Raw genomic sequence first — 24715 nt, forward strand, 5'->3', positions numbered from 1 at the left:
ATAAGTGAGGATAGTGGAATTCGTCCGCTGAATAAAATGGTAAGGGGGTGTTTTGGCCACCGTGACCGATGATCAACTTCAGAAACGCCTGAAACTGCTGCAAGAGCGCTTTGTTGTTCGGGCCCAAGACGATATAGAAAGGCTGTGCCACTTTGCTGATCTAATTGAGCAACGACAATTGGGCCGAGGGGATTTGCTGGAGTGCTATCAGGTCTTGCATCGCATGGCGGGTTCGGCAGGAACCTTTGGGTTCCCTGAGCTTGGTGGAGCGGCCCGGGCAATTGAAAGTCTGGTTAAGCCTGTTGTCGAGGCAACCTCGGAGCGGGAAGGCGATGAACAGGACTATGCTGCTGTGCCATCTGAGGTCTCCAAGCTCATTGAAAAGCTTACGACACTGTTCCGGAAAGGTGCCAGTGGTGCTGACGCAGACCTTGTAGAAACGCAGTCTAATGAGCCGGAAGACCCTCATGAGGGTTCTCACGGGATGCAGGTTCAGGTGATGGCGCTGGCCCATGATACAGACTACCTGTCCGGCGTGATGACGGAGCTGAAGGGATATGGGTTTGCATGCGATGTTGCGCGATTGAGTGAGTCACAAGCTGTCGCTGCAGATCTGAAGCAGCGTTCGGGCGCCACCATCCTGTTGTGCCAAGACTCTGAATTGTGTGATGTGTTTGAGTTTTGCGATGCGTACTTGGCAAAAGCAGATCATCGACGATTCCCGGTGATCGGTATCGGTCGTGAAAATACCTTCCAACGTTTGTATGAAGTGGCGGAACAGGGGGCGACGGCTTATTTCAGTGAACCCCTGGATATGCCCGCACTGGCGGAGCGAATTGAGTCACTGGCGCTGGAGCGAGGCGCGCGGCCTCAGGGCCGTGTTCTGATCGTTGATGACGATAAGGAACTGGGTGAACGCTACTGTCTGGTATTGGCCAACGCGGGCATGAAAACCAAGTTGGTGTCGAACCCGTCGAATATGATGTCAGCCTTGTCAGCCTTTGAACCCGACATCGTCTTGATGGATGTTCAACTCGGAGCTTACTCCGGAGTTACTTTGGCTCGTATGATCCGTTACGAACCGCGTTGGTTAGGGTTGCCCATTGTTTACTTATCGTCAGAAGACAACCCAGAAACCCAGCTAGATGCTTTGGCCAAAGGGGCCGATGAGTTTCTGGTAAAGCCGGTAACTGATGAGTATCTGGTTCGCTCGGTTCGTATTCGCTGTTACCGCGCTCGGCAGTTGTCCGATTTGATGAACCGCGACAGCCTCACCGGTTTGCTTAAACATTCGTTGATCAAGCAGGAAGTCGAGCGAGAGCTTGCTCGTTGCCGCCGCACCGGGCATATGTCCTGTGTGGTTATGCTGGATCTGGATCACTTCAAGCGCGTGAACGATACCTGGGGGCATGGTCAGGGGGATATTGTGATCCGAACCTTGGCCCATCTGTTACGTAACCGTCTAAGGGAGTCCGATACCATCGGGCGTTATGGCGGTGAAGAGTTTCTGGTGGTGCTTCCCCATTGTGATCCCACGGAAGCGGCGGAATTGGTCGACGATATCCGGACCAGGTTTGCAGAGCTGGTGTTCACGGCGGGCGACGACAGCTTTCAGGTGACCATGAGTGCGGGTATTGCAGCGATTAACGATTTTCCTGTATCCGGCGAGGCCATTGAGGCGGCGGATCAGGCGCTTTATGAACGGAAACAGGCCGGGCGTAATGGTGTGACGATATACAGTGGCCAAGGAGGCAAAGGGTGATGTCAAAGGGAGAACCAGGTTTGCAGAAGATTTTGTACGTTGAGGACGATGCCGACATTCGGGCTATCGCGGAGTTGGCGTTGCAGGATGTGGGAGGCTTTACTGCTGCGCTGTGCAGTTCAGGAGCAGAAGCGATTGAAGTGGCTCCGGGTTTTCAGCCGGATTTGATTATTCTGGATGTGATGATGCCGGAGATGGACGGCCCCCGAACCTTGCAGGAGTTGCGTAAGCTCGAGGCGACCCGTGATACGCCGGCGATTTTCATGACTGCCCGGATTCAACGCACGGAAATTGATGAGTACTTGTCGCTTGGTGCATTGGGGGTGATTCCTAAGCCCTTTGACCCGATGACGCTGGCCGATGATATTCGGCGTTTGTTTACAGAACACGCCTGAGCCGGACTCGTGGATGCGGGCCTTCTCAGGTGCGCAAACCCGAATTTTGAGATAGGCTGTCGGCTTTGAATCAAGCGCACGAATTATCGAGGATTGCATGTCATCTCCGGACGAACTGAAAGCCAAGCTCAACCTGGAAACTTCGCGCATTCACTGGCATGAATTGCAGACTTATTACGCTCGTGGCCACGTTGTCCGTGTCGAGCCCAATCTCGATTTGCTGGATGTCGCAGCTCAGTTGACAGCAGACAATAAAACCCAGTTTGAACAGTGGCTTGCCAGTGGTTCTGTCGGGGATGTGTCGCCCGATCTTGCCCGCGCTTGGTATGAAAAAAACACCGAACTTTGGGCTGTTGTGGTGGCTCCCTGGGTGCTGGTGCAAGACCGCTCCGCGAATACGCTCCACTAACCCGGTTGTTCCGATGGCAGACGGTCGTCTGCCTTCTCCTTCGTTCCTATCTGTGTTTCAGAGGCTGTTATGCTCACCGGCGCTTTGCTGATTCTGGCCCCTTTGTTTTTGGGCTTTGCGTTTGCTCTTTCCAATCGACGCCTGATGACGGTGATTCATTATCTCGTAGAAGGGCTGGTGTATTTTATTCTGATTTTGCTGGGGCTGGGGTTGGGGCAGATGGAGGATCTGCTCTCGCATCTGGGCACCATGGCTTATCAGGTGACCGGACTGGTGGTTGCCATGTTGGTGGCAAATCTGGCTGCGCTTTGGTTGTTCCACCACTTTCTTCCGTTAGATATTGGGCCGAGCGACGAAAGTGCGAAGCCGGGGTATCGGCGGTTGTTTATGGCGGGTTTGAAACCGCTGTTAGCCGTGATCGCTGGTGCTTTTCTGGGCTATTACTGGTTTTCTGAGTTGCCCATGGTCGAAGACGTTGCCACCTGGGCGCTCATGTTGTTGCTTTTTTTGATTGGTCTGCAACTGCGTAATGCGGGCTTGTCGTTACGCAAGCTGTTGATGAACCGGCAGGGCCTGGGCATTGCTCTGACCATGGGCGCGAGTTCGCTGATTGCCGGGTTAGCCCTGACACCATGGCTCGGCGTTTCCTGGAATCAGGCGCTGGCGATTGCTTCCGGCTTTGGCTGGTACTCGTTGTCCGGCATTGTGATCGGTGATGCCATGGGACCCGCCTGGGGTGGTGTTGCCTTTTTGAACGATGTGCTGCGAGAGATCATTGCACTGGCCTTGATCCCCGTGGTGATCAGCGCGCGCCCGGCGGTGGCGATTGGCTATGGCGGCGCAACGTCCATGGACTTTACGCTGCCTGTCATTCGCAGCAGCGGTGGTCTGACATGTGTGCCGGTTGCCATTGCTTCAGGCTTTTTGCTGTCGTTCTTATCACCGGTTTTGATGGGGGTATTTCTGTCGCTGGGATAGCACCGGAAGCGGTGAGGGCGGCAAAGGCTCAGATCAAAAAATGCCCGACATTAATTTTGTATTGATTGGGGTCGACGGCGCGTTTGATTCGGTCTTGATTACCCGGTTTGGCGAGATCCACTCGGGTGACTGTGATCGGCGTTCGGAGTGTGGCGTGGTACATCACCTTTACCACGGGCAGGCGTAGGTCTTCTTCGTTGATCTCGGTAACAACGCCCAGTCGGCCGCTTTCGAGCAACACAAGTGAACCCACCGGGTACAGGCCAACACAGTGGATGAATTCCTGGACCAGGGTCGCATCCAGATGAGGGCCGCTCCATTCCAGCAGCTTCTTAAGGCCTTGGGTGGGCGCCATCCCCTTGTGGTAAACGCGGTCGGCGGTGATGGCATCATACACGTCGGCGATGGCGACCATACGCCCGTAGACTGAGATCTCATCACCTGACAAACCCTCTGGGTACCCTGTGCCGTCCATGCGTTCGTGATGCTGAGCCGCGGTAATCACGGTGAGCTCGCCAATGCCTTCAGTCGCTAACAAAATGTCGCGGGATTGACGGGCGTGAAGCTTCATTATCTCAAACTCTTCTGCCGTCAGGCGGCCGGGTTTGTGCAGTATGTCATCGGGTGTCAGTATTTTTCCGAGGTCGTGAAGCAGGGCACCCACCACCGTTTGATGCAGAACGTCGGCTGACAGTTTGCGGTATTGCCCGAAGAGCGTCATCAAAACACTCAGGTTGACGGAGTGTTCAAGCAGGTAGTTGTCTTTTTCACGAATGCGGCCCAGGCAGCCCAGAGCGTTAGGGTTTCTTATTACGGAATTTTGAAGCTCGCCGGCCAGCTTGTGGATGGGGTTGATGTCAACGGCGGCGCCGATTTTGACGTTACCCATGAAGCTATCGACCAGCCCTTGCGCTTGGGTGTGTATGCCCTGCGCAGCCTCCATTTCCAGCTCTAGAGCGACTTTGGGGGCCACCCCGGGTTTCTGCTCACCAACGTTTTGCAGGGCTTCTTCATTGCGCTTGTCTACTTCTGCTGCGGTTTCGTAATCCTGAGTATCCAAACCCTTTTCGGCATCGATATAGACGAACTGCACGCCCATGGCGCGAATTTTTTCGACGGTTTCTTCATTCCGTATCACACCACGCCTACGCTGCGCGTTGTGGGGTATCCAATCGTTGTTGAGGTCGGTGATGTACATCCCGACCTTCAGCGCGGCGATAGGAATGCGTTTGATCATCGCTCGGGAAAAAACGTCCGCAGGCTGTTCTGGTAGGTTTGCACAATCACCTCGTCGAGCGGCAAGTCTTTCACCTCGGCAATTTTTTCGGCGACAAAGGGCAAATAAAACGGTGCATTCTCCTTGCCACGATAAGGTACCGGGGTCAGGAACGGGGCGTCGGTTTCAAGAAGAATCTGGCTGATTGGCGTCATGCGCACGATGTCCCTTACGTTCTCCGCTTTATTGAACGTGGTAATACCATTAAAGCCTAAGTTCCAGCCTTGATCCAATGCGTATTGAGCTAAGCCCGGGCCGGATGTGAAGCTGTGGATCACGCCGCGGCGTTTGAGCGAGGTTTCGAACTCTTTCAGAATTTCGATGGTTTCGTCATCGGCCTCACGACTGTGGATAACCACCGGGCGGTCACTGTCACAGGCAATTTGCAGCTGGCGACGAAACACCTCGCGCTGGGTTGCCCGGTCGGCCTTGTCGTAGAAGTAATCCAGCCCGATTTCGCCCACGGCGACGATCTTCTCGTCCTGAGCATGGGTACGTATTTCTTCCTCTACCTGATCGTTATATGTTTCGGCTTCATGAGGGTGAATGCCCTGAGTGCCATATAACCAATCTTTAGCTCGGCTGAGTTCTCTGACGACCGCAAGATTATCGGGCGATACGGCAATGGTGATGACCTTTTCGATGTTCACTTGCCGGCTTTGTTCGAGAGTGTCTTCCAGAGGCCGATCTTTCAGATAATCCAGGTGGCAGTGGGTCTCGATGATTGGGTGGTCGAATACGGGAATTTCGCGGCGTTTTTTGCTCATGTCCGGTGTCCTGACTCCATCTCGGAAGTTGAGTGGGTGCTATGCTGAGAGCGACTATGGTCGAGTTTACCAGTTTGCGCTGAATGAAGAGAGTAGGGCGAGATTTCAGAAGCGGTGATTAGGGGAAGAACACGATGCATATTGTGGTTGTCGGTGGCGGCGTTGTTGGCATAACTACCGCCAGAGAACTGGTGCGACGCGGTCATCAGGTTACGGTTCTGGAGCGCCACGCGCTGGCGGGTAATGAAACCAGCAAGGGCAATGCTGCTCAGCGCTCATACGGTGTCGTTTATCCTTGGGCAGACCCGTCGATGGTGCTGAAGGCGCTGCCTTGGTTGTTCAAAACCGATGGCCCCCTAAAGATGCGGATGCCGCCTTCATTGGCGGCCACCCGGTTTTTGTTGGCGACCTTGCGTTATGCCTGGTCACCGGGACTGTTTGGTCTTAACAAGCGGGCCATGCTGAAATTGGGGGCCTACAGTCGTGAGCGGTTTTTGGCGCTGGAGAAAGAGCATGACTTGGTATTTGATGGTGCGCATGACGGGCTTCTGCATCTCGCCAGTACGCCAGAGGCTTTGGATGACTTGCAGAAGACACACGAATTTCTAAACGAGGTGGGTGTCCCCTCACAGTTGCTTTCACCAGAACAGGTTCGGGAAGTGGAGCCCGGTATGACCGGTGGCGGCCCGTTATACGGTGCTCTGCGCTATGACACCGATGGCACCGGCGATTGCCATTTGTTCTCCCAAGCTCTGGCCAGAGTGTGTGAAGACCTGGGCGTAAACGTTCGCTACGAGGTGGAGGTGGACGCGTTGTTGGCGGATCATCAACGCGTCAATGCGGTGCAGTTCCGCAGTGCGAGCGGTAAGTCTGAGCGGCTGGAGGCGGATGCTGTGGTGGTGGCAGCGGGTTGTTGGTCGCCGGAGCTGGTTAAGCCTTTGGGGCTGACGTTGCCCATCTATCCGATCAAGGGTTACAGCATTACCGTTCCGTTGAGTGACCCCGAAAAAGCGCCGGCGAGTACGGTGCACGATGATAATTTTAAAGTGGTCTCAACCCGTTTGGGCAACCGCCTGAGGGCGACGGGGTTTGTCGAATTGACGGATTTCAATCGTGATGTTCCCGAGGCTCGAATCGCCACTATTAAAAAATCGGTGCAGTCCCGTTATCCCGGCTGCGCCGATCTGGATGCGGCTGAGACCTGGACCGGCTTTCGCCCGATGACGCCCGACGGCCCGGCCATTATTGGCAAGGGACCTCGCGACAACCTTTACTTGAATACCGGGCATGGCACCTTTGGTTGGACGCTGTCTGCCGGCTGTGCGGCGGTGATCGCACAGGTCATTGATGGTGAGGAACCGGCGGTATCGCTGGATGCGTTCCGGCCGGGTCGCTTTGCCGGAGGGCTTTAAGATTTCCGCCGAAGGTTATCCCTCAACGAATGAGCAAAGACAGGCGCTCTCGCTCTTCCCGCAATGGCGGGTAGTGAATGATTGGCTAACCGGCCACGAAGCATTTTGGCGGCCGGTACCATTCATGGAGCCGCAGCCGGGCTGGCGCCAGCAGTATCCCGATCTGGCGAATTGGCTTGAACAGTTATCCGACGAAGATTACGACTATTGGCAGGAGCATTTGCCCGCGTTTGCGCAGGAGGTTGCTCGTTTTGTGCCGGCATTATCGGCTTATCGCGAGTTGGTGTCGGTGCCGCGGCTGTCAGGGTATGACGATGGCCCGAAGGCCTCGTTAAGGGAAGTGCAGGCGGTGGATATGCCAGGCCGAAAGCGCTTGCAAGCCGGCGCCTTCGCAGCGTCGCTTGCGCCTTTGAACGGCCGGGTGTTGGACTGGTGCTGTGGTAAAGGTCACTTGGCTCGTACCATGACGGGGCAAGGGGCTGAAGAAGTGTTCGGCTTCGAGTGGGACTCGGAGCTGGTGCAAGATGGCAATCGCATTGCGACAAAGTACGGGGATCCTGTGCGGGTGACGCAACAGGATGTGATGGCCGCAGATTTAAACTGGCCGGCGGTAAACCATGGCACCGCTTTGCACGCCTGTGGTGATTTGCACCGGCAACTACTGCGCGCAGGCAGCGAAGCGGGGCTGGCCCGGGTGAGTGTGTCGCCTTGCTGCTACCACTTGGGTGGGCGTGGGGCCTACCGCATGCTCTCGCAGCAGGCCCGGCAGTCTCACAATGTGCTTGATATAGATCGCGCGGGACTTCGTTTGGCCGTGCAAGAGACAGTCACGGCCCCGGCTCGGGAGCGTGCCCAGTCGGCGCGGATCCGTGTCTGGCGGTTGGGTTTCGATGCGCTGCAACGAAGCTTGTCTGAAACCGGGTTTTACTTGCCCGTACCCTCGCATCCATCGCGATTGAACAGCGGTAGTTTCGAGGAGTTTTGTCAGTGGGCGGCGGGGAAGAAGCGAGTGTCTTTACCTGAAGAGATCGATTGGTCTCATTGGCAGGCGGTTGGGGAGAAACGGTCCCGACAGGTTCGTCGGCATGAATTACTTCGCCATCTGTTCCGGCGTCCGCTTGAACTGTGGTTGGTGCTGGATTATGCGGTGTATCTGGAAGAGCAGGGCTATCGGGTCAATCTGGGGACGTTCTGCGAGCGTGCTTTGACGCCCCGAAATTTGTTGTTGGATGCGTTCAAGCTAACGAATAGTGAATAGCAGACACAAAGAAGGCGCCCTAAGGCGCCTTCTTTGTGTTACCGAATCAAAGTGTCTTAGCGGAGCACTTGGATGCGGGCTTCTACACGACGGTTCTGGGCGCGGCCAGCAGAAGTGTCGTTAGTGGCAATTGGCTCGGCTTCACCGTAGCCAACGGCGCTAACGCGATCGGCATCAACACCCAGTGCGGACACCAGGCGGTTAGCTACTGCTTCAGCGCGACGCTGAGACAAGAAACGGTTGTATTCAGCTTTACCGGTACTGTCAGAGTGGCCGGCAATTTCAACCGTGGTACCCGGGTGCTCTTCCATGAAGTCAGCGACCTGACGGATTTCGATGTCGTAGGCATCGTCAATTACCGAGCTGTTGAGCGGGAACTGAACGCGCAGGTTGATGGTTTCGATGGTGTCGGTGACGCCTTCACAACCGTGTTCGTCAACTTCTGCGCCGGCCGCGGTATTCGGGCATTGGTCTTTGCTGTTAACCACGCCGTCATTATCGCTATCCAGCTCACAGCCACGGCTGTTCACTTCTGCGCCAGCCGGTGTGGTCGGGCACTGGTCTTTACTGTTGGCTACGCCGTCGTTGTCACCATCCAGCTCACAACCGCGGCTATCAACCTGGGCGCCTGCCGGAGTATTGGCGCACTGGTCACGAGTGTCCGGCACGCCGTCGTTGTCGGCGTCAGCAGGAGCGGGCTCAGCAGTGGTGCGATGGAACGCGAAGCTCAGACCCAAAGAAGCCATGGTGTCGAACGTGCTTTCGTCGATGCCGTGGAATTCGCGCAGGTCAGCACGTAGAGAGATCATGTCGCTGACGTTGTAACGGAAACCAGCGCCTACGTTGACACGAGTCTCGTCGTGATTGGACCCGGCAGTACGTACAGAGCCACCTTCGAAGTCAGCGTGGCCGGCGCCCATGGAAACGTATGGGTTCCAAGCTTTATCCTGACCTGCGAAGTAATAAGTACCATCAACGCGGACTTCATCAAAATCGGATTCGCCGGATACATATTTACGGTCAGCATCTGCGCGGGAGTATACAGCTTCTACGGCCCAGTTGGGGCGGAAGCGGTATTCGACACCAATGCCGTAGGTGCCGCTTTCGCTCAGATCGCGCTTGTCACCGAAGTACTGATAACCCGCGAACGGGTTCAGGTAGATGGTTTGCTGGCTTTCGGCCAGAGCGGGAGCTGTAAGGGTTGTAGCAAGGGCAGCTAGAGCCACCGGACGCATGAACTTCATGCGGAACCTCCTGTTTCGATTTTTTTGAGTCCGACCATTGTTCGGAAAAATTTGATACCTGCAGCGATATCTTTAGTCCTCTAAAGAGTAGGGCAGCCGTCACAAAAACACAAAAAAATTACGGTGTTAACGCCTTCGGAGTTCTACGGATAGTGCAGTTACTTACTCGCCGTGAAGTACAGGTGCGCACTCTTTTTACTGAAGTTCAGAGTGTCTGAGTTGTCAAAGTGAACTTCAAAAGAGCTTTCGTCTTCACTGACCACTTCTCCGGCGCCGAACACTGTATGTTTGATGCGCCGGCTATGCCAGACAGGTTCCATTAAATCGTGGTCATTATCCGGCTCGACACCCTCTAACGTTAAGCCCGCGCGAGTGGCGTAACGGACACTGACCGCGGTGGTGGCGTGGTCTAGAACCAGAGGGGTTTCGGGTGCCGCAGCGTTTTCATCAAGCCGTGAACCCAGTTCGTGTGATAACTCATAGCAGAGTTCCGAAACGAACCGACTGGGTCCTTGATCTCCGTCCAGATGAGGTCTTTGGCTGGCTGGTCGGGTGATCAGGTGCAAAACGTGCCGGGCCCGGGTCATGCCCACGTATAACAGTCGCCGTTCGCTCTCCATCAAGGCCTGTGCGTTGTCTTGCGGCCGCGGACTGTAGGGCAGGTATTTTTCCTGTAAGCCGGGAATAATCACGATCGGCCACTCCAGCCCTTTGGTGCGATGGATCGTGGACAGCAGCACGCCTTTGTCGGCATTTGCGCCGGCCTGTTGTTTCAGGGCTTTGAGATGATCCAGCGCGCCCCCGGCATCGGTGTCCAGACTCTTCAAATAATCCCGAAAGCCTTGGATGGTGTCGATGCGTTCTTCGGCACTGTCGTGGGTCAGTGCCAGGCTACGGATGCCGTCATACAAGTCGGTGTACTCGGCGTAGACTCGAATCAGGCCGGCCACCGGCCCTTGGTAACTGCTTAGCTGGGCCAGAACTTCACCGAGTTTTCGCAGTTTTCGGGCTGGCATCGGTTGCAGGGCATCAAAGTCCATCGACAGCAGACGTTCGTGCCAGTGTTCGCCGAATCCTGCCAAAAACTGTGCAAGATTTTCCAGTTCAGGTTCTTTGAGACCGGCGTGAGGGAAACGCAATATTTGTCGGGCTATGTCTAACCGGTCGGCATCGGGAAGCTGTTTGATGCGGCCACTGACCACCATCAACAATGCGGTCATTGCCTGCACTTCTCGGCTGAACAGGGCGCCTTTGCCGGCGTCTATCCGGTAGGGGACCTGTCGGGCCAAAAGCTTCAGCTCAATCGGAACACTCTGGCTCCAAACCCGGAACAGCACGGCGGTCTCGCTGTTTTCGTCCGGACTTTGGGTTTGCAGAATTTTCAGCACCTGGTCGCCATCGTTTTCCGCCCGGTGCAACTCGGTATGGGTCGCCGCAGTGGAAGGATGCGAATGGCACAGCACGTCTTTCCGGCCGGTGTTATGGCAGATCAGGTGGTTGGCGAGTAGTGCAACCTGATGGCCGTAGCGGAACGTAAAACTCAGGGTTTGCTCGAGTGGACTTTCGAATTCGTCACTGAATCGGCGCAAGATGAATTCCGGCTTGGCGCCGCGGAATTCGTAAATGGTCTGGTCGGGATCGCCGACCACTGTCACTCTGGCCCGATCGCCCGCCACGTAGCGCAACAGCAGGTGCTGGATTTCGTTGGTATCCTGATATTCGTCCACCAAAATCAGGTCCATTTTGTTGCCTACCAGTCGCTGTAATGGCGGGTTCTGGTGGATGGCCATGACCGGTTCGTAAATCATGTCGGCGTAGCTGATCCGGCCCTGACTTTTGCGCCATTGTTCGAAGCTGTGGAACAGGTCGATCAGGTATTTGTGCTTTTCCGAGTACCCCAGTTCCTCGAATACGATTTCTGCGGGCGACAGGCAGGTTTTGACCAGGTCGATAAAGCCGGTGGCGGTTTCCACATAGTCTTTCTTGTTGCGGCGGATCTCATCGGCCAGATCTTCGGGAGCCAGCCTCCGGGTGAGCATCCAGGCCTGGTAACCGATTTCGTGTTCGGTGAGAATCTTGTCCGAAAAGCCCGGTAGGTAGCCTTCCCGCACGAAGCGTTTGTAGAGCCGGTATCCCATGGCGTGGTAGGTGCGAATTTCCGGCGGCGCCAATCCCGACTGGTCACAGACTTGTTGGAGTTTGCGCTCGAAGTCGACTCGCGCGCTGCGGTTGAACATGAGGACCAGCATGCGATGGGGGTCGTGGCCATGTTCCAGCAGGTAGCGGATGCGCCAGGCCAGGGTAGAGGTTTTTCCGCTACCAGCAACGGCGGTGATCACCGAATGTTCGTAACCGGCGGTGATGATGTTCCGCTGCTCGTCGGTGAGGTAATCCGGGAGGAAGCTGGTGTCGGGTGTTTGGGGATTGATTGGCATGTTGGGCATTGTACTTGGCAACTGGCGGTGGGGGTAGTTGGGCCCCATAATGGTCGCTTGGCTCGTTTCATAAAAAACAGGGTGCCTTTCGCGCCGTGCCCTGCCGGGTAGTTGCTTCCAAAACACGCTCCTTCGGCACGTCCATGTGACGCTTGAGCTCTGTCATCCATGGCTGCGCACAGTTTTGGAAGGGACTACCCGACAAGGCACTCTTTTGGAGTTAGTGGTTCTTGATGTCTTCTATCGATGCTAAAAGCTGGCAAGTGATGACTGAGCAGTTGTCTGCAGTGGGTGAGCGCCGCCTGGTCCTGGTGGAAGGTGAGCCTGAGTGGGCTCGTGCTTGGGTGGCCGGTTGTCTTGAAGCACTGGACACGGCTCAGGCGCTTTGGGTGGGTCGTGCCGAGGATGCTGACTTGGTCGGTGTGACCGGTATTGCGTCGAAGCAGTTCAAGCGCTGGCTGGGGCGGGAAACCGGGGTGTTGGTTTGGGATGGCTGGCAGGGGAATCCGCCGGATGGATTGGCGGCACTGTCAGGGACGTTGAAGGCGGGTGGTTTGTTGTTTTGGTTGATGCCGCCGTTAAAGGATTGGTCTACGTTTAGCGATCCGGATTATGTGCGAACGGGGCTGGATCAAGCGCAAAACCATGCGTTTGCGGCGCGTATGGCCGGTGTTTTGGCGGCGGATGCGGATGTGATTCGGGTTCGGCAAGGCCACGAAGCGGCTCCGGTTTTGCCTGTAGTGGAGTCTGGCACGTCAGTTTTTGAGCCCGCTACTACGCCGGAGCAGGCGCAGTTGGTTTCGCAGTTGGTGCGGTTTGGCTTGGGTCGGCGTCGTCGGCCGTTGGTGGTGACGGCGGACCGGGGGCGGGGCAAGTCCGCGGCGCTGGGTATTGCAGCGGCGGAGTTGTTGCTTGCAGGGCGGCAGCAGGTGTTGGTGACGTCGCCTTCGGTGGACAACTTGACGAGTTTTTTCCGGCATGCGGCAGACAGGCTGGGTGAGCGGTTGGCGGAGCAAAATGACGATGCCTTGGTGATGGAAGAGGGGCAGTCCATCCGCTATCTGTCGGTGCAGGATTTGTTGGTCAACAAGCCGGAGGCCGAGGTGGTGATGGTGGACGAGGCCGCCGGTGTGCCTGCGCATTGGTTGCGGGATGTTTTGTTGGCTTGGCCGAGGGTGGCGTTTGCCAGCACGGTGCATGGTTATGAGGGCACGGGCCGAGGCTTTGCCATTCGGTTTCGGCAGGTGTTGGATCGGGAAACGCCCCATTGGCAGACGGTCAGTTTGACTCAGCCGGTGCGCTGGGCTGCGGCTGATCCGTTGGAGCAGTTGGTTTCAGATTTGTTTCTGCTGTCGGCAGAAAGCCCGAAAGCTAGTTGCTCGGGCGCCGACGACGTGGTGGTTGAACGTTGGCACCCTGCCAAAGCGAATGAACAAGCGCTTTCAGAATCCTTCGGGTTGTTGGTGGACGCCCATTACCGGACGACGCCGGCGGACCTCCGGCAGTGGCTGGATGATCCTGGATTACACAGTTGGCGCGCGGTAGTTAACGGGGTGACGGTTGGTGTGCTTTGGGCTTCCGTGGAGGGTGGTTTGGGACCGGAGTTGGCGGAGCAAATCGCGAAGGGGGTGCGAAGGCCTCGTGGCCACCTGTTAGCGCAATCTCTGGCGACCCACGGTGGTTTTCCGGAGGCGGCAGTTCAGCGCACGCTGCGGGTTGTCCGGGTGGCGGTTTCGGAAGAGCTCCGTCATTTGGGAATCGGTAAGCGGTTGGTGGAGGAGGCTGCACGGGCCAGTCACGAACAAGAGTTTGACGGATTGGGCACCAGCTTTGGTGGCGAGCCGGGATTATTGGCTTTCTGGCAAGCCTGTGGCTTGCGAGTGGTGCGGCTGGGGATCAACCAGGAAGCCAGTACCGGGGAGTTTCCGGTGCAAATGCTGTGTGGTGTGTCTGAATCCGGGAAGCAATTGGAGCAGAGTCTGCGCGATCGTTTTGCGCGGCATTGGCCCGTGCTGGTGCCTCGTCATTGGTCTCGGATTACGCCTGAGTTGCTGGTGGCGGTCAGTGCTGACTTACCCGTGCAAGCATGGCTGGACGATGATGATCACCGGGATCTGGTGAATTTTTCAGAAGGGTATCGAGGTTTTGAATTAACACTGCCGGTATTGCGGCAGTTAGAGCGTTGCCCCGGAGTGATGGCGTGGCTGCAACCTCAACCAGACTGGGCTGTGTGGTGCCGGGTTGTCACTCAGGGTTGGTCTTGGGATGAGCTTCGCTATGCCGGTCTGTGCACTGGCCAGAAAGAGGGTGAAGTGCGGCTGCGGAACTTGGTGTGTGAACTCCTGAAAAACGGACCGGAGTTGTGATCCGTTCGATTTAAATGACACAGGTTGCCGCCCAAAATAGTTGAACGTTTATCAGGGATTCAAAGCTATGGTCATGGAAGAGAGCAAGTTGAAGTACCTCTGGGGTTTAATCTTGCTGCTGCTGGTTGGCTGTAGCTCAATGGCCAGTAAGCCGGAGCTGATGAAGAGCGAGGATTCGGATGCTTTGATGAACGCGGTGGCGGGCAATGAAGACCGTGAGGTGCTCAACCTGCTGACACAAGGTGTTGATCCCGACCCGAAAACGGCTGCGGGTGAGTCCGCTCTGATGGTGGCTGCGGCGAGCGGTAACCGGCGCATTGTCCGGCTTTTGCTGGCGGCCGGCGCGGATGTGAACGGCGAGGACTCTGCCGGCTATACGCCCGTTATTCATGCCTCGGAGAGTGGGCATCTGTCGGTTGTGCGCGCGCTGTTGGCTGCGGGAGCCAACGTGAATGTGAGCCAGAATGGCGAATCGTTACTGATGAAAGTCGTCGACAGTGGTGATCTGCTTACGGCCGAGATGTTGTTAGCGGCGGGTGCAGATGTGAACTATCGAAGTGATGACGGTCGTACTGCATTGGATCTTGCTCGCACTCAGAACAACCGTGATCTGGAGATGCTGCTGGTTCATGCGGGTGCCACCCGGTAACACCCGCTAAGGTCTTTACTCCAGTCCCATGGGGTCGGTTTGGTCGTCCCATTCGGGCTGGAAGTACTTTTCCACAACGTCCGGAGAAACATCCGCGACCGAAGCGTAGCTCCACTTTGGAGACTGGTCTTTGTCGACCATAAGCGCACGAATGCCTTCGGCTAAGTCGGGTCTGCGGACACATTCCAGCGCCATTGCCAGCTCCATTCGGAAAATGTCTTTCAGAGACATTTGCTGACCCTTCTTCAATTGATGCCACACGAGCCAAGCTGTAACCGGAGATCCTTTGCGCAGGGATTGAATGCAGTTTTGCCACCACGGGTCGTCACTGTCGCTTCCAAGCAGTTGTTCGACCACGGTCGGAAGCTCGGTGCCGGCGGTTAATTTGGCAATGCGTTGTTCGTGTTGTTCCAGGTGCCCGGAAGGCAGTGCACGATAATCCACGGCTTCCACCTGGTTTAATAGCCGGAACAGCCGATTGTCGTCGGCGGCCGGTTCGCCTCGCCAATACTCGTCTTGCAGTTTTTCCAGCAGCACATCGATGTGGTCAGGTTCAATGATCATGTCGGCCAAACCTACGCGCAGCGCGTCAGTTGCGTTCAGTCGAGCGCCGGTCAGGCCCATGAATAGGCCAAGCCGGCCGGGGAGGCGGTTGAGGAACCAGCTGGCGCCGACATCCGGGAACAGACCAATGCTGATTTCTGGCATGGCAAGGGTGACATCCGGGGTCACCAGGCGGTAGCGGCAGCCGGACATCAGCCCCATGCCTCCACCCATGACAATGCCTCGCACCAGACCTACGACCGGTTTTGGAAAGCGGTGAAGGCTGTAATTCAAACGGTATTCTTGAGTAAAAAATCGCTGAGCGGCATCGCTGTTGCCATCGCGCTGAATGTCATCGTACAAGGCGCGAATGTTACCGCCAGCGCAGAAAGCGCGCTCACCAACGCCGCGCAGGACCACCAGGCAGATGCGGTCGTCCTCGGCCCACCGGTCTAGCGCACCCTGAGCCTGCACGACCATTTCTTCGGTCAAGGCGTTCAGGGTGTTGGGCGAATTCAGGGTTAGCAAGCCGATGTGGCCTTCCCGGCAAGCGAGTTCCTGGACCTCTACTGACATGAGCACTGTCTCCGATAATCGGGTGATTCTGCTAATGGGTAATTATTTTTGGTTTGTTCTTGCGGTTGCATCGTATGTTCAGGAGTCAGACCGCATTATGATGATATCAATGTCCATGATCTATCACATTTGTGCGCTGGAACGGCTGTGTTATAAGTAAGCTCTGAATTTGATTCGGTGAGACTCCGACTCGATAACGAAAAATGATGAGAGGGTTACCCCTATGAACTTGAAACACTTCGCAGTTGCTGGTTTGTTCGCACTGGGTGCCGCAGCTCCTGCTGCTTCAATGGCTGCCGGAGACGCCGCTGCTGGTAAAGCAAAAGCGGCCGTATGCGCAGCATGCCACGGCCAGAACGGCGTGTCTCAGATTCCGATCTATCCGAATCTGGCTGGCCAGAAAGAACAGTACCTGGTTTCCGCTCTGAAAGCCTACAAAGCCGGACAGCGTCAAGGTGGCCAGGCGCCCATTATGCAAGCTCAGGCGGCTGCTCTGAGCGATGCTGATATGGCCAACCTGGCGGCTTACTTCGCCAGCCTGCCAGCCGGCGGCCAGTAAACCGTCCCCGGTTTGCTAGAACGCTGCAGTGGTGCGGTTCAGACCGCACCACTGACGATTCGATAGCAAGGCTTGTAGGCGGACGAGCTGGGTAATTTCATCCGGTTTTGTTCGATAAACTGTGCCAACATTTCCTCCAGCGGCTCAATCAGTGCCGGGTCCCCTGAAACCTCGAACGGCCCGTTCTCCTGAATTTTCCGAATCCCGTTTTCCTTCACATTACCCGCGACAATTCCGCTGAACGCTTTGCGCAAATTGGCGGCGACCATGTGAGGCGGTTGATTTCGGTGAAGTTCCAAGGCCCGCATGTTGTCGTGGTCCGGCTCGAACGGTAGCTGAAAGACCGGGTCAATTTTTAGCATCCAGTTGAAGTAGTAGGCATCTTGCATGGCGCGGCGGAAGGTTTCTACGTCCTTCATGCCCTGTCTCATGGTCTGTGCCACTTTCTCCGGGTCATCAATAATAATTTCGTATTTGCTGGCGGCTTCATCGCCTAAAGCATCGCGGATGAAACGGTCGATCATCTCGAAATACTCGGCATTTTCCTGACGGCCGGTGAACACCACCGGGAAGGGCAGGTCCGCATTGTCCGGGTGGAGCAGTATGCCCAGCAAGTACAGAATTTCCTCCGCCGTACCCACGCCCCCGGGGAAGACGATCACGCCATGGCCAGCGCGGACAAAGGCTTCCAGGCGTTTCTCGATATCCGGCATGATCACCAATTCATTGACGATCGGGTTCGGGGCTTCGGCGCCAATAATGCCCGGCTCGGTGATGCCGATGTAGCGGCCGTTCTTGATTCGCTGTTTGGCGTGGCCAATGGTGGCGCCTTTCATTGGACCCTTCATGGCACCGGGGCCGCAGCCGGTGCAGATGCTTAGCCCTCTCAGGCCGAGTTGATGCCCCACTTCTTTACTGTATTGATACTCGTTGTGACTGATGGAGTGCCCGCCCCAGCAGACGACAATGTCCGGTTGCCGACCCGCTTCCAGAACACGCGCATTCCGGAGGATGTGAAACACCAGATTGGTGAGGTCTTCCGGGTTGTCCTTGCGGAAGCCTTCAACAAAGTTGGGAAGGGAATGACTGTAAACAATATCTCGCAGTACCGAAAATAGGTGCTCCCGGTTGGCTCGCAGCATTTCGCCGTCCACGAAGGCGTGGGCGGGGGCGTTGACCAACTCCAGTTTCAAACCTCTGGGTTGAGGCACAAGATGCACGTCGAAATCCGCGTGGGTTTCCATTAATTCTTTGCAGTCGTCCGTTTCTACGCCGGTGTTCAAGACCGCTAGCGCGCATTGACGGAATAATCGATACAGACCTCCTTCGCTCTTGTCCTTGAGACGGGCGACCTCGTGGCTGGATAAGATCTCGAGGCTGCCTTCCGGTGAAACCAGTGCATTCATGGTGGATTCTGTCATCGTTTGGAGAACTCCTGAGTGTTTCGGCAATGACTGATTTTGTTCACATCGGTCTTAAGGTTACACTAAGCCCTTTCCCGCTAATTCGCTACCCGACGTTTTTCCAACCAACGTCTTTATCTATTTGAAGTCCTTATTCTATGAAATTGTTGATTCGTCCTGCCTCTGAAGTCGCCATCAAGAGTAAACCCGTTCGTAAACAGCAAATGCGTCATTTGCGGCAGAACATTCGAAAAATTCTGACGCGGCTGGATTCTGACATTCGGGTGGATGGCAGCTGGGACCGAATTGATGTGGATGTGCCAGAAGAGCGCGGCTTGGCCAGCCCGGTGATTGATGAGCTGGTTCGGATTCCGGGCATCTCTACTATCCAGGAAATCGGTGTATTCCCGTTTGTGGATATTCAGGATGTGGCTGACAAAGCCATTTCGGCTTTCGCTGATCGCTTGGATGGTAAGAGCTTTGTGGTAAGGGCCCGGCGAATCGGTAATCACGATTTCCGCTCGATCGATCTTGAGCGTTTGGTGGGTGGTATGCTTCTGCAGGCCACCAATGCTCGCGCTGTTGATTTGAAGAATCCTGAAGTGGAAGTGCGCGTTGAGGTTAAAAACGATCAGTTCCATATTGCCCATCGCCGCCATGAGGGCGCGGGTGGTTACCCGATCGGGGCTGTTGAAACCGTCATGACGCTTATCTCCGGTGGCTACGATTCCTCGGTTGCGGCCTACCTGATGATGCGCCGTGGCATGCGCAGCCACTTTCTGTTCTTTAATCTGGGAGGCGCTGCCCACGAGGTTGGCGTTCGTCAGGTCAGCCATTACCTGTGGGACCGATACGCCTCTTCGCACAACGTGAAGTTCATCTCGGTGCCTTTTGAAGGGGTGGTGGCAGAGATCATGCGCACGGTGAACCACCGTCATTGGGGTGTGGTTCTGAAACGTATGATGCTGAAAGCCGCAGCTGAGATTGGCCAGTACTACAACGTGGGCGGTTTGGTGATGGGCGATGCGGTGGCGCAGGTGTCCAGTCAGACGTTGACCAACCTGAACGTGGTTGACCGGGCCAGCGACGAAGTGGTGCTACGCCCGCTGATCGCCATGGACAAGCAAGACATCATTCGCATTGCCAGGGATATTGGCACCGAGCCATTTGCCCGCACTATGCCGGAATATTGCGGTGTGATTTCCAGCCGGCCGGTGACCCGTGCCAAGTTGCACCGGGTTGAGGAAGAAGAAGAGAAAATGAATCCGGAGGTTCTGGCCAAGGCTATTGAGGACCGTACGGATGTGATGGTTAATCAATTGCTCGACAGCGTGGTGACGCCGGAAGAAGTCGAGCTGGTGGAAACGCCGTCCGTAGGCGATGTCATTATCGATATCCGTCATCCTTCTGAGGAAGAGCGGGCGCCGCTGTCTTTGACCAGTAATGACGTGCTGAAGATTCCTTTCTATGAAATCAACCAGAAGTTAGCGGGTCTTCCGACGGATAGTCAGTACCTGCTGTACTGCGATCGCGGCACCATGAGCCGTATGCACGCCGGCCATTTGAAGGCCGACGGGCACGCCAATGTGAAGGTCTACACGCCCTCGCGCTAAACGCTGAGTCCTTGGACGAATTGCTGGACATTCTCTTTGAGAGTGTCCAGATCATACCCCCCTTCCTGAATGACCAACGTCGGTAGCCCCAGCTGTCGTATATGGGTGCTGAGCCGGCAAAAGCCTTCTGAGCTAACGGACACTTTTGCCTGTGGGTCGTCCTTGTAGATATCAAAACCCAGCGTCAGAATCAGCACATCCGGCTGGTACAGGCGGATAGCGGCGAGCGCGTCTTGCAGCTTGGCAAAGAAATCATCCTCGCTGGAACCGTGTGGCATGGGCAGATTGATGTTATAGCCCAGGCCATCGCCTTCGCCCCGTTCGTCTTCAAAGCCTGTCACCACGGGATAGAAATTGGTTGGGTCACCGTGGATGGATATATAAAGAACGTCACTGCGGTCGTAAAAAATCTCCTGAATGCCCTGACCGTGGTGCATGTCGGTATCCAGAATGACCGTCCGTGGAAAGCGGCTTTTCAGATGTTCTGCCGCAATCGCTGCATTGTTCAGATAGCAGAATCCGCCAGCCGCGTCTTTGCGAGCGTGATGTCCCGGTGGCCGGCACACCGCATAAGCCGCGCGCTCGCCCGTCATCAACGTATCGGCAGCGCCGAGCGCGGTTTGCGCCGACCAGTACGCGGCCTCCCAGGTGTTTGCACCAATCGGGCAACTGCCGTCGGCTAGATAGCGGGCAGCTTCTGCCAGAACGCCGCGCAAAGCATTGGGGGAGCGTACAAAGATGTTGGAGATGACTTCGTCGCCCCAATCATCCATTTCCTGCCAGCGGCGGTGAGCCGACTCCAGAAACCGCAGATAGCCTAAATCGTGCACCCGGGAAATTGAAGCCATGCCCTGGTCCGCCGGCTGAAGCACGGGTATACCCAATTCCTTCAAGCCCTCCAGCATTTGCACGGTTCGATCCGGCACCTCCTGGGGCTGGCGCATTTGCCCCCGCGTAAAATACGTCTTCGGAATGTGTAGATCCTGCGAGGGATGGAAAAATGCTTTCATGTCCGGCCTCCTTGGTTAGCTCCTTCGAGTATAGGCTCGAACTCGGTGGCGTCAAAAACGCGCTGGCACTTTACAGGGTGACTGTCAGCTACCACTATGAGGGACATAAATGAACAAGCCGTTCTATCCCGTACCGGGGTGGTATCCGTGATCCAAAAGGAGCCGAGATGATTGAGTCACCATTACTGCAGAATGTTAAGGGCTATATTGGCGGACGTTGGGTAGATAATGACGGAGGCAATACCTTCGTGGTGTTCAATCCGGCGACTCGAGAGCGCATTGCCGAGGTGCCGTCCATGCCGGAAAACGACATTTTGGCAGCGGTTGAGGCGGGCAAGTCGGCACTGAGGCTGGCGACGCCGTGGCCCATCGAAACCCGCAGGAAATGGCTGGAAGACATCCGCGATGCCTTGAAAGAAAACAAAGCCGAAATTGGCCGGATTCTGTGCATGGAGCACGGCAAACCCTTGGCCGAGGCGCAGGGTGAAGCGGAATACGCGGCTGGCTTTTTCGATTACTGTGCCAAGCACATCGAAGCTCTGGACGCCCACACCATTCCCGAAAAACCCAAGGACTGCACCTGGACGGTTCATTATCGGCCGGTGGGGGTAGTTGGCCTGATCGTTCCCTGGAACTTTCCGATCGGCATGATCGCGAAAAAACTGTCGGCGGCTCTGGCCGCGGGTTGTCCGTCGGTGATCAAACCGGCCAGCGAAACCCCGCTGACCATGGTGGCGCTGTTTACGTTGATGGATAAGCTCGACCTACCCGATGGCATGGTTAACCTGGTGATGGGCAAAGCCAGCGTGATCGGCAAAGTGCTGTGTGAACACCAGGATGTGCCGATGATCAGCTTTACCGGCTCCACTGAAGTGGGCCGGAAACTGGTTCTGGACACCGCCGATCAGGTGAAAAAACTGGCGCTGGAATTGGGGGGCAACGCTCCCTACATCATTTTCGATGACGCCGATCTGGACGCTGCTGCGGACAACTTGATCGCTAACAAATTCCGGGGCGGCGGCCAAACTTGTGTGTGCGCTAACCGGGTGTTTATCCATGAAGATGTGGCCGAAGTTTTTGCTGAAAAACTGTCGGCGCGCATCGGGCGCATGACCGTTGGTGATGGTATGAAAGACGGTGTCGATATCGGGCCGCTGGTGAATCAGGCTGGATTCGACAAAGTTAAACGTCACCTTGAAGATGCGTTGAACAAAGGTGCGATTCTGGTCGCAGGTAAAGTGCCCGGGGAACTGGGCGATGGTCTGTTCTTCCCGCCGACCGCGGTGATGGGCGTTACCCGCGACATGTGTTGCTACCGGGAAGAGACCTTCGGCCCGCTGGTGCCCATGGCATTGTTCCGCACGGAGGAAGAAGTGGTTGAAGCGGGCAACGACACCGAATTCGGGTTGGCCTCCTACGTGTTCACGGCGGATGCTGAGCGCGCGCAACGCGTGGCGGCCGGCCTTCGTTTCGGTCACGTGGGCTGGAACACCGGCACCGGGCCGACACCGGAAGCGCCGTTTGGGGGCATGAAAGCTTCTGGCATTGGTCGTGAAGGTGGCTTGGAAGGTTTGTTTGAGTTTGTTGAGGCGCAGACGGTTCCCAGAGGTTTTTAAAACGGCCGTGTCCTAACGTTAAACAGCGCACGGGCGGGTGAAGCTTTTCAGGACTATTGAGGGCCAGGGACGGCCCGATATAAGCCCCATTGATGGCTTGTAGCGTGTCCTGAAAAGCTTCACCCGCCCGTGGGCATCCGCACCTGAGTCTGGGCCGGATCCTTAGGCCCAACAGAAATCCCCGTTATCTCCTGTTATACTTCCAAACCTGTTTATTTAACCAGTAAAAAAGCTAGGTGCTATGGACGTTTCCCACATCATTGACCCCCTGAACGATGCCCAACGCGAGGCTGTTACAGCTCAGAATGACCACCTGTTGGTGCTGGCCGGTGCAGGCAGTGGCAAAACTCGGGTGCTGGTTCACCGAATGGCGTGGTTGATGACTGTGGACCGGGTGCCACCTACGGGCATTCTGGCGGTGACCTTCACCAACAAAGCCGCTAAGGAAATGCGTTCGCGCATCGAGCAGATGATGAACATTCCCGCTCGTGGCCTGTGGTTCGGCACCTTCCACGGTATTGCTCACCGCCTGTTGCGCTCCCATTGGAAAGACGCCGGCCTGCCGGAAAATTTCCAGGTGCTGGACAGTGACGATCAGCTGCGCCTGATCAAACGGGTGATGCGGGAGTTCCAGATTGATGAAAGCCAGTGGCCACCCAAACAAGCCCAGTGGTTCATCAACAGCCAGAAAGACGAAGGTTTGCGGGCTGACCACATTCAGGAAAACCCGGGCGACCACTTCACCAACACCATGCTGAAAATCTACCGCCAGTACGAAAAACTGTGCCATCAGGGCGGTTTGGTCGATTTTGGCGAATTGCTGTTGCGCTCCCACGAGCTTTGGTTGCACCGGCCTGAGCTGCTGGCCCATTACCAGGAACGTTTCCAGCATATTTTGGTAGACGAGTTCCAGGACACCAACACCATCCAATACGCCTGGCTGCAGGTGCTGGCCAGCAACCGGGTACCACTGACCGTGGTGGGTGATGATGACCAGTCGATCTACGGCTGGCGCGGCGCTAAGATCGAGAACATTCAGCAGTATCAGCGGGATTTCCCTAACGCTCGGATGGTGCGGTTGGAGCAGAATTACCGTTCGACACAGATGATTCTGAAGGCCGCAAACGCGGTGATTGCAAATAACCAGGGCCGGCTGGGTAAAGAGCTTTGGACCGATGGTCCCGATGGCGATCCCATTAGTTTGTATGCGGCGTTTAACGAGCAGGACGAAGCTAACTACATCGCTGACTCCATCACCGACTGGGTGAATCAGGGTAATTTGCGTAGCGAAGCGGCCATACTGTATCGCTCTAACGCCCAGTCACGGGTGTTGGAAGAATCCCTGATGCGCCAGGGCATTCCGTACCGGGTGTATGGCGGTTTGCGCTTCTACGACCGTCAGGAAATTCGTAACGCACTGGCGTACCTGCGTTTGGTTCAGTATCACCGGGACGATGCGGCGTTTGAACGGGTGGTGAATATTCCCACCCGCGGTATTGGTGCGAAGAGCCTTGCGGAGATCCGCTTCTACGCGACGGAGCAGGGCATTTCTTTGTGGGAATCCTCCGAACGCATGCTGGCGGCAGGTCAGGTAAAAGGCCGCGCCAAAACCGGCCTGCAGTCGTTCTTGGAGATCATTAACGGCTTGTCTGAAATGTTAGGCGAGGCTTCGTTGCAGGGCTTGATGAAACAAGCCATTGAAAACAGTGGGTTGAAGGACTATCACGCCAGTGAGAAAGGCGAAAAGGGCCAGGCGCGAGTGGAAAACCTGGAGGAATTGGTCAACGCTTTGTCCGATTTTGAAGTGGAAGACGGGGTAGATCCGCTTGCGGAGTTCCTTGCTCAAGCAGCGTTGGATGCCGGAGAGTCCCAAGCTGAGGATCATGAAGACAGCGTGCAGTTGATGACCTTGCACTCGGCCAAGGGCCTGGAGTTCCCCATGGTGTTTCTGGCGGGTGTTGAGGAAGGTTTGTTCCCCCATAGCATGTCTCTTGAAGAGCCGGGGCGTATGGAGGAAGAGCGCCGGTTGGCTTATGTCGGCATTACTCGGGCGATGAAGAAGCTGGTGCTTACTTACGCGGAATCCCGCCGTTTATACGGGCAGGAAAAGTTCCACGCGCTGTCTCGTTTTGTTCGTGAGATTCCAGCGGATTGCCTGCAGGAAGTTCGGTTACGCAATACGGTGACTCGCCCGGCGATGGTAGGGCGGCCTAATGAAAGTATGTTTGCGCAGGATTCAGCCAAGCAGTCGGGTTTTAGTCTTGGGCAGCGGGTGCGTCATCCGAAGTTCGGCGAGGGTATTGTGATGAATTCCGAGGGCACGGGACACCATACGCGAGTTCAGGTGAACTTTGACGAAGGGGCCAAGTGGCTTGTTCTTGCGTATGCGCCTTTGGAGGCCTGCTAGCGTGTATTGAATACGATTTTTCCTTGTCAGGCTTGGG

The 24715-nt window shown here is 56.0% G+C and carries 19 protein-coding genes; 12 read left to right on the top strand and 7 right to left on the bottom strand.

The genetic code is table 11. The features are described 5' to 3' along the window. The first annotated feature begins 61 nt into the window (after nucleotides 1–61). The 4 genes from VOI14_RS03035 (at nucleotide 62) to VOI14_RS03050 (ending at nucleotide 3544) form a co-directional block, all read left to right on the top strand. Nucleotides 62–1762: a diguanylate cyclase gene (locus tag VOI14_RS03035; RefSeq protein WP_323750552.1), complete on the top strand. Its 1701-nt coding sequence runs from the start codon at nucleotides 62–64 to the stop codon at nucleotides 1760–1762. Beyond that, nucleotides 1762–2157 (top strand): response regulator, encoded by a 396-nt coding sequence (locus VOI14_RS03040; RefSeq protein ID WP_416361380.1) that lies wholly within the window; start codon nucleotides 1762–1764, stop codon nucleotides 2155–2157. The genes VOI14_RS03035 and VOI14_RS03040 overlap by 1 nt, the downstream gene beginning before the upstream one ends. Nucleotides 2158–2254: 97 nt before the next feature. Next, entirely contained in the window at nucleotides 2255–2566 is a 312-nt protein-coding gene (locus VOI14_RS03045; RefSeq protein ID WP_323750554.1) for a DUF2288 domain-containing protein, read from the top strand. 69 nt (nucleotides 2567–2635) lie between these two features. Further along, entirely contained in the window at nucleotides 2636–3544 is a 909-nt protein-coding gene (locus tag VOI14_RS03050) for a lysine exporter LysO family protein (protein ID WP_323750555.1), read from the top strand. A gap of 28 nt (nucleotides 3545–3572) precedes the next feature. On the opposite strand, the gene VOI14_RS03055 is transcribed toward VOI14_RS03050, so the two are convergent. Together VOI14_RS03055 and VOI14_RS03060 are read right to left on the bottom strand one after the other, a co-directional pair. Beyond that, nucleotides 3573–4781, bottom strand: a complete 1209-nt coding sequence (locus VOI14_RS03055; RefSeq protein ID WP_323750556.1) for an HD-GYP domain-containing protein — start codon at nucleotides 4779–4781, stop codon at nucleotides 3573–3575. After that, nucleotides 4778–5587 (bottom strand): TatD family hydrolase, encoded by an 810-nt coding sequence (locus VOI14_RS03060; RefSeq protein WP_323750557.1) that lies wholly within the window; start codon nucleotides 5585–5587, stop codon nucleotides 4778–4780. The genes VOI14_RS03055 and VOI14_RS03060 overlap by 4 nt, the downstream gene beginning before the upstream one ends. 134 nt (nucleotides 5588–5721) lie before the next feature. Between VOI14_RS03060 and VOI14_RS03065 the strand changes: the two genes are divergently transcribed. Further along, entirely contained in the window at nucleotides 5722–6999 is a 1278-nt protein-coding gene (locus VOI14_RS03065) for a D-amino acid dehydrogenase (RefSeq protein WP_323750558.1), read from the top strand. Further along, the gene (locus VOI14_RS03070; protein WP_323750559.1) at nucleotides 6962–8257 is read left to right on the top strand and encodes a methyltransferase; all 1296 of its coding nucleotides are present in this window, start codon (nucleotides 6962–6964) and stop codon (nucleotides 8255–8257) included. Before VOI14_RS03065 ends, VOI14_RS03070 begins: the two co-directional genes overlap by 38 nt. 56 nt (nucleotides 8258–8313) lie before the next feature. On the opposite strand, the gene VOI14_RS03075 is transcribed toward VOI14_RS03070, so the two are convergent. Both VOI14_RS03075 and VOI14_RS03080 read right to left on the bottom strand, forming a co-directional pair. After that, on the bottom strand, nucleotides 8314–9501 hold the full coding sequence (locus VOI14_RS03075) for an OmpA family protein (protein ID WP_323750560.1): 1188 nt from the start codon (nucleotides 9499–9501) through the stop codon (nucleotides 8314–8316). Nucleotides 9502–9659: 158 nt separating this feature from the next. Continuing rightward, nucleotides 9660–11936: an ATP-dependent helicase gene (locus VOI14_RS03080; protein ID WP_323750561.1), complete on the bottom strand. Its 2277-nt coding sequence runs from the start codon at nucleotides 11934–11936 to the stop codon at nucleotides 9660–9662. 233 nt (nucleotides 11937–12169) lie between these two features. On the opposite strand from VOI14_RS03080, the gene VOI14_RS03085 reads away from it, so the two are divergent. Then, on the top strand, nucleotides 12170–14302 hold the full coding sequence (locus tag VOI14_RS03085; protein ID WP_323750562.1) for a tRNA(Met) cytidine acetyltransferase TmcA: 2133 nt from the start codon (nucleotides 12170–12172) through the stop codon (nucleotides 14300–14302). A gap of 67 nt (nucleotides 14303–14369) precedes the next feature. Next, nucleotides 14370–14951, top strand: a complete 582-nt coding sequence (locus VOI14_RS03090; RefSeq protein ID WP_323750563.1) for an ankyrin repeat domain-containing protein — start codon at nucleotides 14370–14372, stop codon at nucleotides 14949–14951. 15 nt (nucleotides 14952–14966) lie between these two features. Here VOI14_RS03090 and VOI14_RS03095 read toward each other — a convergent pair whose 3' ends face one another. Next, complete coding sequence (locus VOI14_RS03095; RefSeq protein WP_323750564.1) at nucleotides 14967–16070, bottom strand: enoyl-CoA hydratase/isomerase family protein; 1104 nt, start codon at nucleotides 16068–16070, stop codon at nucleotides 14967–14969. Between the two features lie 223 nt (nucleotides 16071–16293). Here VOI14_RS03095 and VOI14_RS03100 point away from each other — a divergent pair, with 223 nt between their 5' ends. Further along, the gene (locus tag VOI14_RS03100) at nucleotides 16294–16629 is read left to right on the top strand and encodes a c-type cytochrome (protein WP_323750565.1); all 336 of its coding nucleotides are present in this window, start codon (nucleotides 16294–16296) and stop codon (nucleotides 16627–16629) included. Nucleotides 16630–16667: 38 nt separating this feature from the next. Here the strand turns inward: VOI14_RS03100 and ppnN are convergent, their stop codons facing one another. Continuing rightward, on the bottom strand, nucleotides 16668–18050 hold the full coding sequence (gene ppnN, locus VOI14_RS03105) for a nucleotide 5'-monophosphate nucleosidase PpnN (RefSeq protein WP_323750566.1): 1383 nt from the start codon (nucleotides 18048–18050) through the stop codon (nucleotides 16668–16670). Between the two features lie 140 nt (nucleotides 18051–18190). Here ppnN and thiI point away from each other — a divergent pair, with 140 nt between their 5' ends. Then, a complete protein-coding gene (gene thiI, locus VOI14_RS03110; RefSeq protein ID WP_323750567.1) occupies nucleotides 18191–19645 on the top strand; it encodes a tRNA uracil 4-sulfurtransferase ThiI in 1455 nt (484 codons plus the stop codon). Here the strand turns inward: thiI and VOI14_RS03115 are convergent. Then, complete coding sequence (locus tag VOI14_RS03115) at nucleotides 19642–20655, bottom strand: histone deacetylase family protein (RefSeq protein WP_133007160.1); 1014 nt, start codon at nucleotides 20653–20655, stop codon at nucleotides 19642–19644. The two genes, thiI and VOI14_RS03115, sit on opposite strands and share 4 nt — an antisense overlap. A gap of 167 nt (nucleotides 20656–20822) precedes the next feature. On the opposite strand from VOI14_RS03115, the gene VOI14_RS03120 reads away from it, so the two are divergent. Beyond that, nucleotides 20823–22271: an NAD-dependent succinate-semialdehyde dehydrogenase gene (locus tag VOI14_RS03120; RefSeq protein ID WP_323750568.1), complete on the top strand. Its 1449-nt coding sequence runs from the start codon at nucleotides 20823–20825 to the stop codon at nucleotides 22269–22271. A gap of 241 nt (nucleotides 22272–22512) precedes the next feature. Next, nucleotides 22513–24678 carry a DNA helicase II gene (uvrD, locus tag VOI14_RS03125; protein ID WP_323750569.1) on the top strand — a complete coding sequence of 722 codons (2166 nt, stop codon included), beginning with the start codon at nucleotides 22513–22515 and terminating at the stop codon, nucleotides 24676–24678. Nucleotides 24679–24715 lie beyond the last annotated feature (37 nt).

The organism is Marinobacter sp. (assembly GCF_034669625.1).
Taxonomy (GTDB): Bacteria; Pseudomonadota; Gammaproteobacteria; order Pseudomonadales; family Oleiphilaceae; genus Marinobacter.

What these genes read in the sequence shown, in the direction of transcription:
- VOI14_RS03070 (WP_323750559.1), top strand. Translation starts at nt 6,962, where the DNA reads ATGCGTTCCGGCCGGGTCGCTTTGCCGGAGGGCTTTAAGATTTCCGCC.
- VOI14_RS03115 (WP_133007160.1), bottom strand. Translation starts at nt 20,655, where the DNA reads ATGAAAGCATTTTTCCATCCCTCGCAGGATCTACACATTCCGAAGACG.
- VOI14_RS03120 (WP_323750568.1), top strand. Translation starts at nt 20,823, where the DNA reads ATGATTGAGTCACCATTACTGCAGAATGTTAAGGGCTATATTGGCGGA.
- ppnN (WP_323750566.1), bottom strand. Translation starts at nt 18,050, where the DNA reads ATGACAGAATCCACCATGAATGCACTGGTTTCACCGGAAGGCAGCCTC.
- VOI14_RS03075 (WP_323750560.1), bottom strand. Translation starts at nt 9,501, where the DNA reads ATGAAGTTCATGCGTCCGGTGGCTCTAGCTGCCCTTGCTACAACCCTT.
- thiI (WP_323750567.1), top strand. Translation starts at nt 18,191, where the DNA reads ATGAAATTGTTGATTCGTCCTGCCTCTGAAGTCGCCATCAAGAGTAAA.
- uvrD (WP_323750569.1), top strand. Translation starts at nt 22,513, where the DNA reads ATGGACGTTTCCCACATCATTGACCCCCTGAACGATGCCCAACGCGAG.
- VOI14_RS03060 (WP_323750557.1), bottom strand. Translation starts at nt 5,587, where the DNA reads ATGAGCAAAAAACGCCGCGAAATTCCCGTATTCGACCACCCAATCATC.
- VOI14_RS03085 (WP_323750562.1), top strand. Translation starts at nt 12,170, where the DNA reads ATGTCTTCTATCGATGCTAAAAGCTGGCAAGTGATGACTGAGCAGTTG.
- VOI14_RS03095 (WP_323750564.1), bottom strand. Translation starts at nt 16,070, where the DNA reads ATGTCAGTAGAGGTCCAGGAACTCGCTTGCCGGGAAGGCCACATCGGC.
- VOI14_RS03090 (WP_323750563.1), top strand. Translation starts at nt 14,370, where the DNA reads ATGGTCATGGAAGAGAGCAAGTTGAAGTACCTCTGGGGTTTAATCTTG.
- VOI14_RS03065 (WP_323750558.1), top strand. Translation starts at nt 5,722, where the DNA reads ATGCATATTGTGGTTGTCGGTGGCGGCGTTGTTGGCATAACTACCGCC.
- VOI14_RS03055 (WP_323750556.1), bottom strand. Translation starts at nt 4,781, where the DNA reads ATGATCAAACGCATTCCTATCGCCGCGCTGAAGGTCGGGATGTACATC.
- VOI14_RS03100 (WP_323750565.1), top strand. Translation starts at nt 16,294, where the DNA reads ATGAACTTGAAACACTTCGCAGTTGCTGGTTTGTTCGCACTGGGTGCC.
- VOI14_RS03040 (WP_416361380.1), top strand. Translation starts at nt 1,762, where the DNA reads ATGTCAAAGGGAGAACCAGGTTTGCAGAAGATTTTGTACGTTGAGGAC.
- VOI14_RS03050 (WP_323750555.1), top strand. Translation starts at nt 2,636, where the DNA reads ATGCTCACCGGCGCTTTGCTGATTCTGGCCCCTTTGTTTTTGGGCTTT.
- VOI14_RS03080 (WP_323750561.1), bottom strand. Translation starts at nt 11,936, where the DNA reads ATGCCAATCAATCCCCAAACACCCGACACCAGCTTCCTCCCGGATTAC.
- VOI14_RS03045 (WP_323750554.1), top strand. Translation starts at nt 2,255, where the DNA reads ATGTCATCTCCGGACGAACTGAAAGCCAAGCTCAACCTGGAAACTTCG.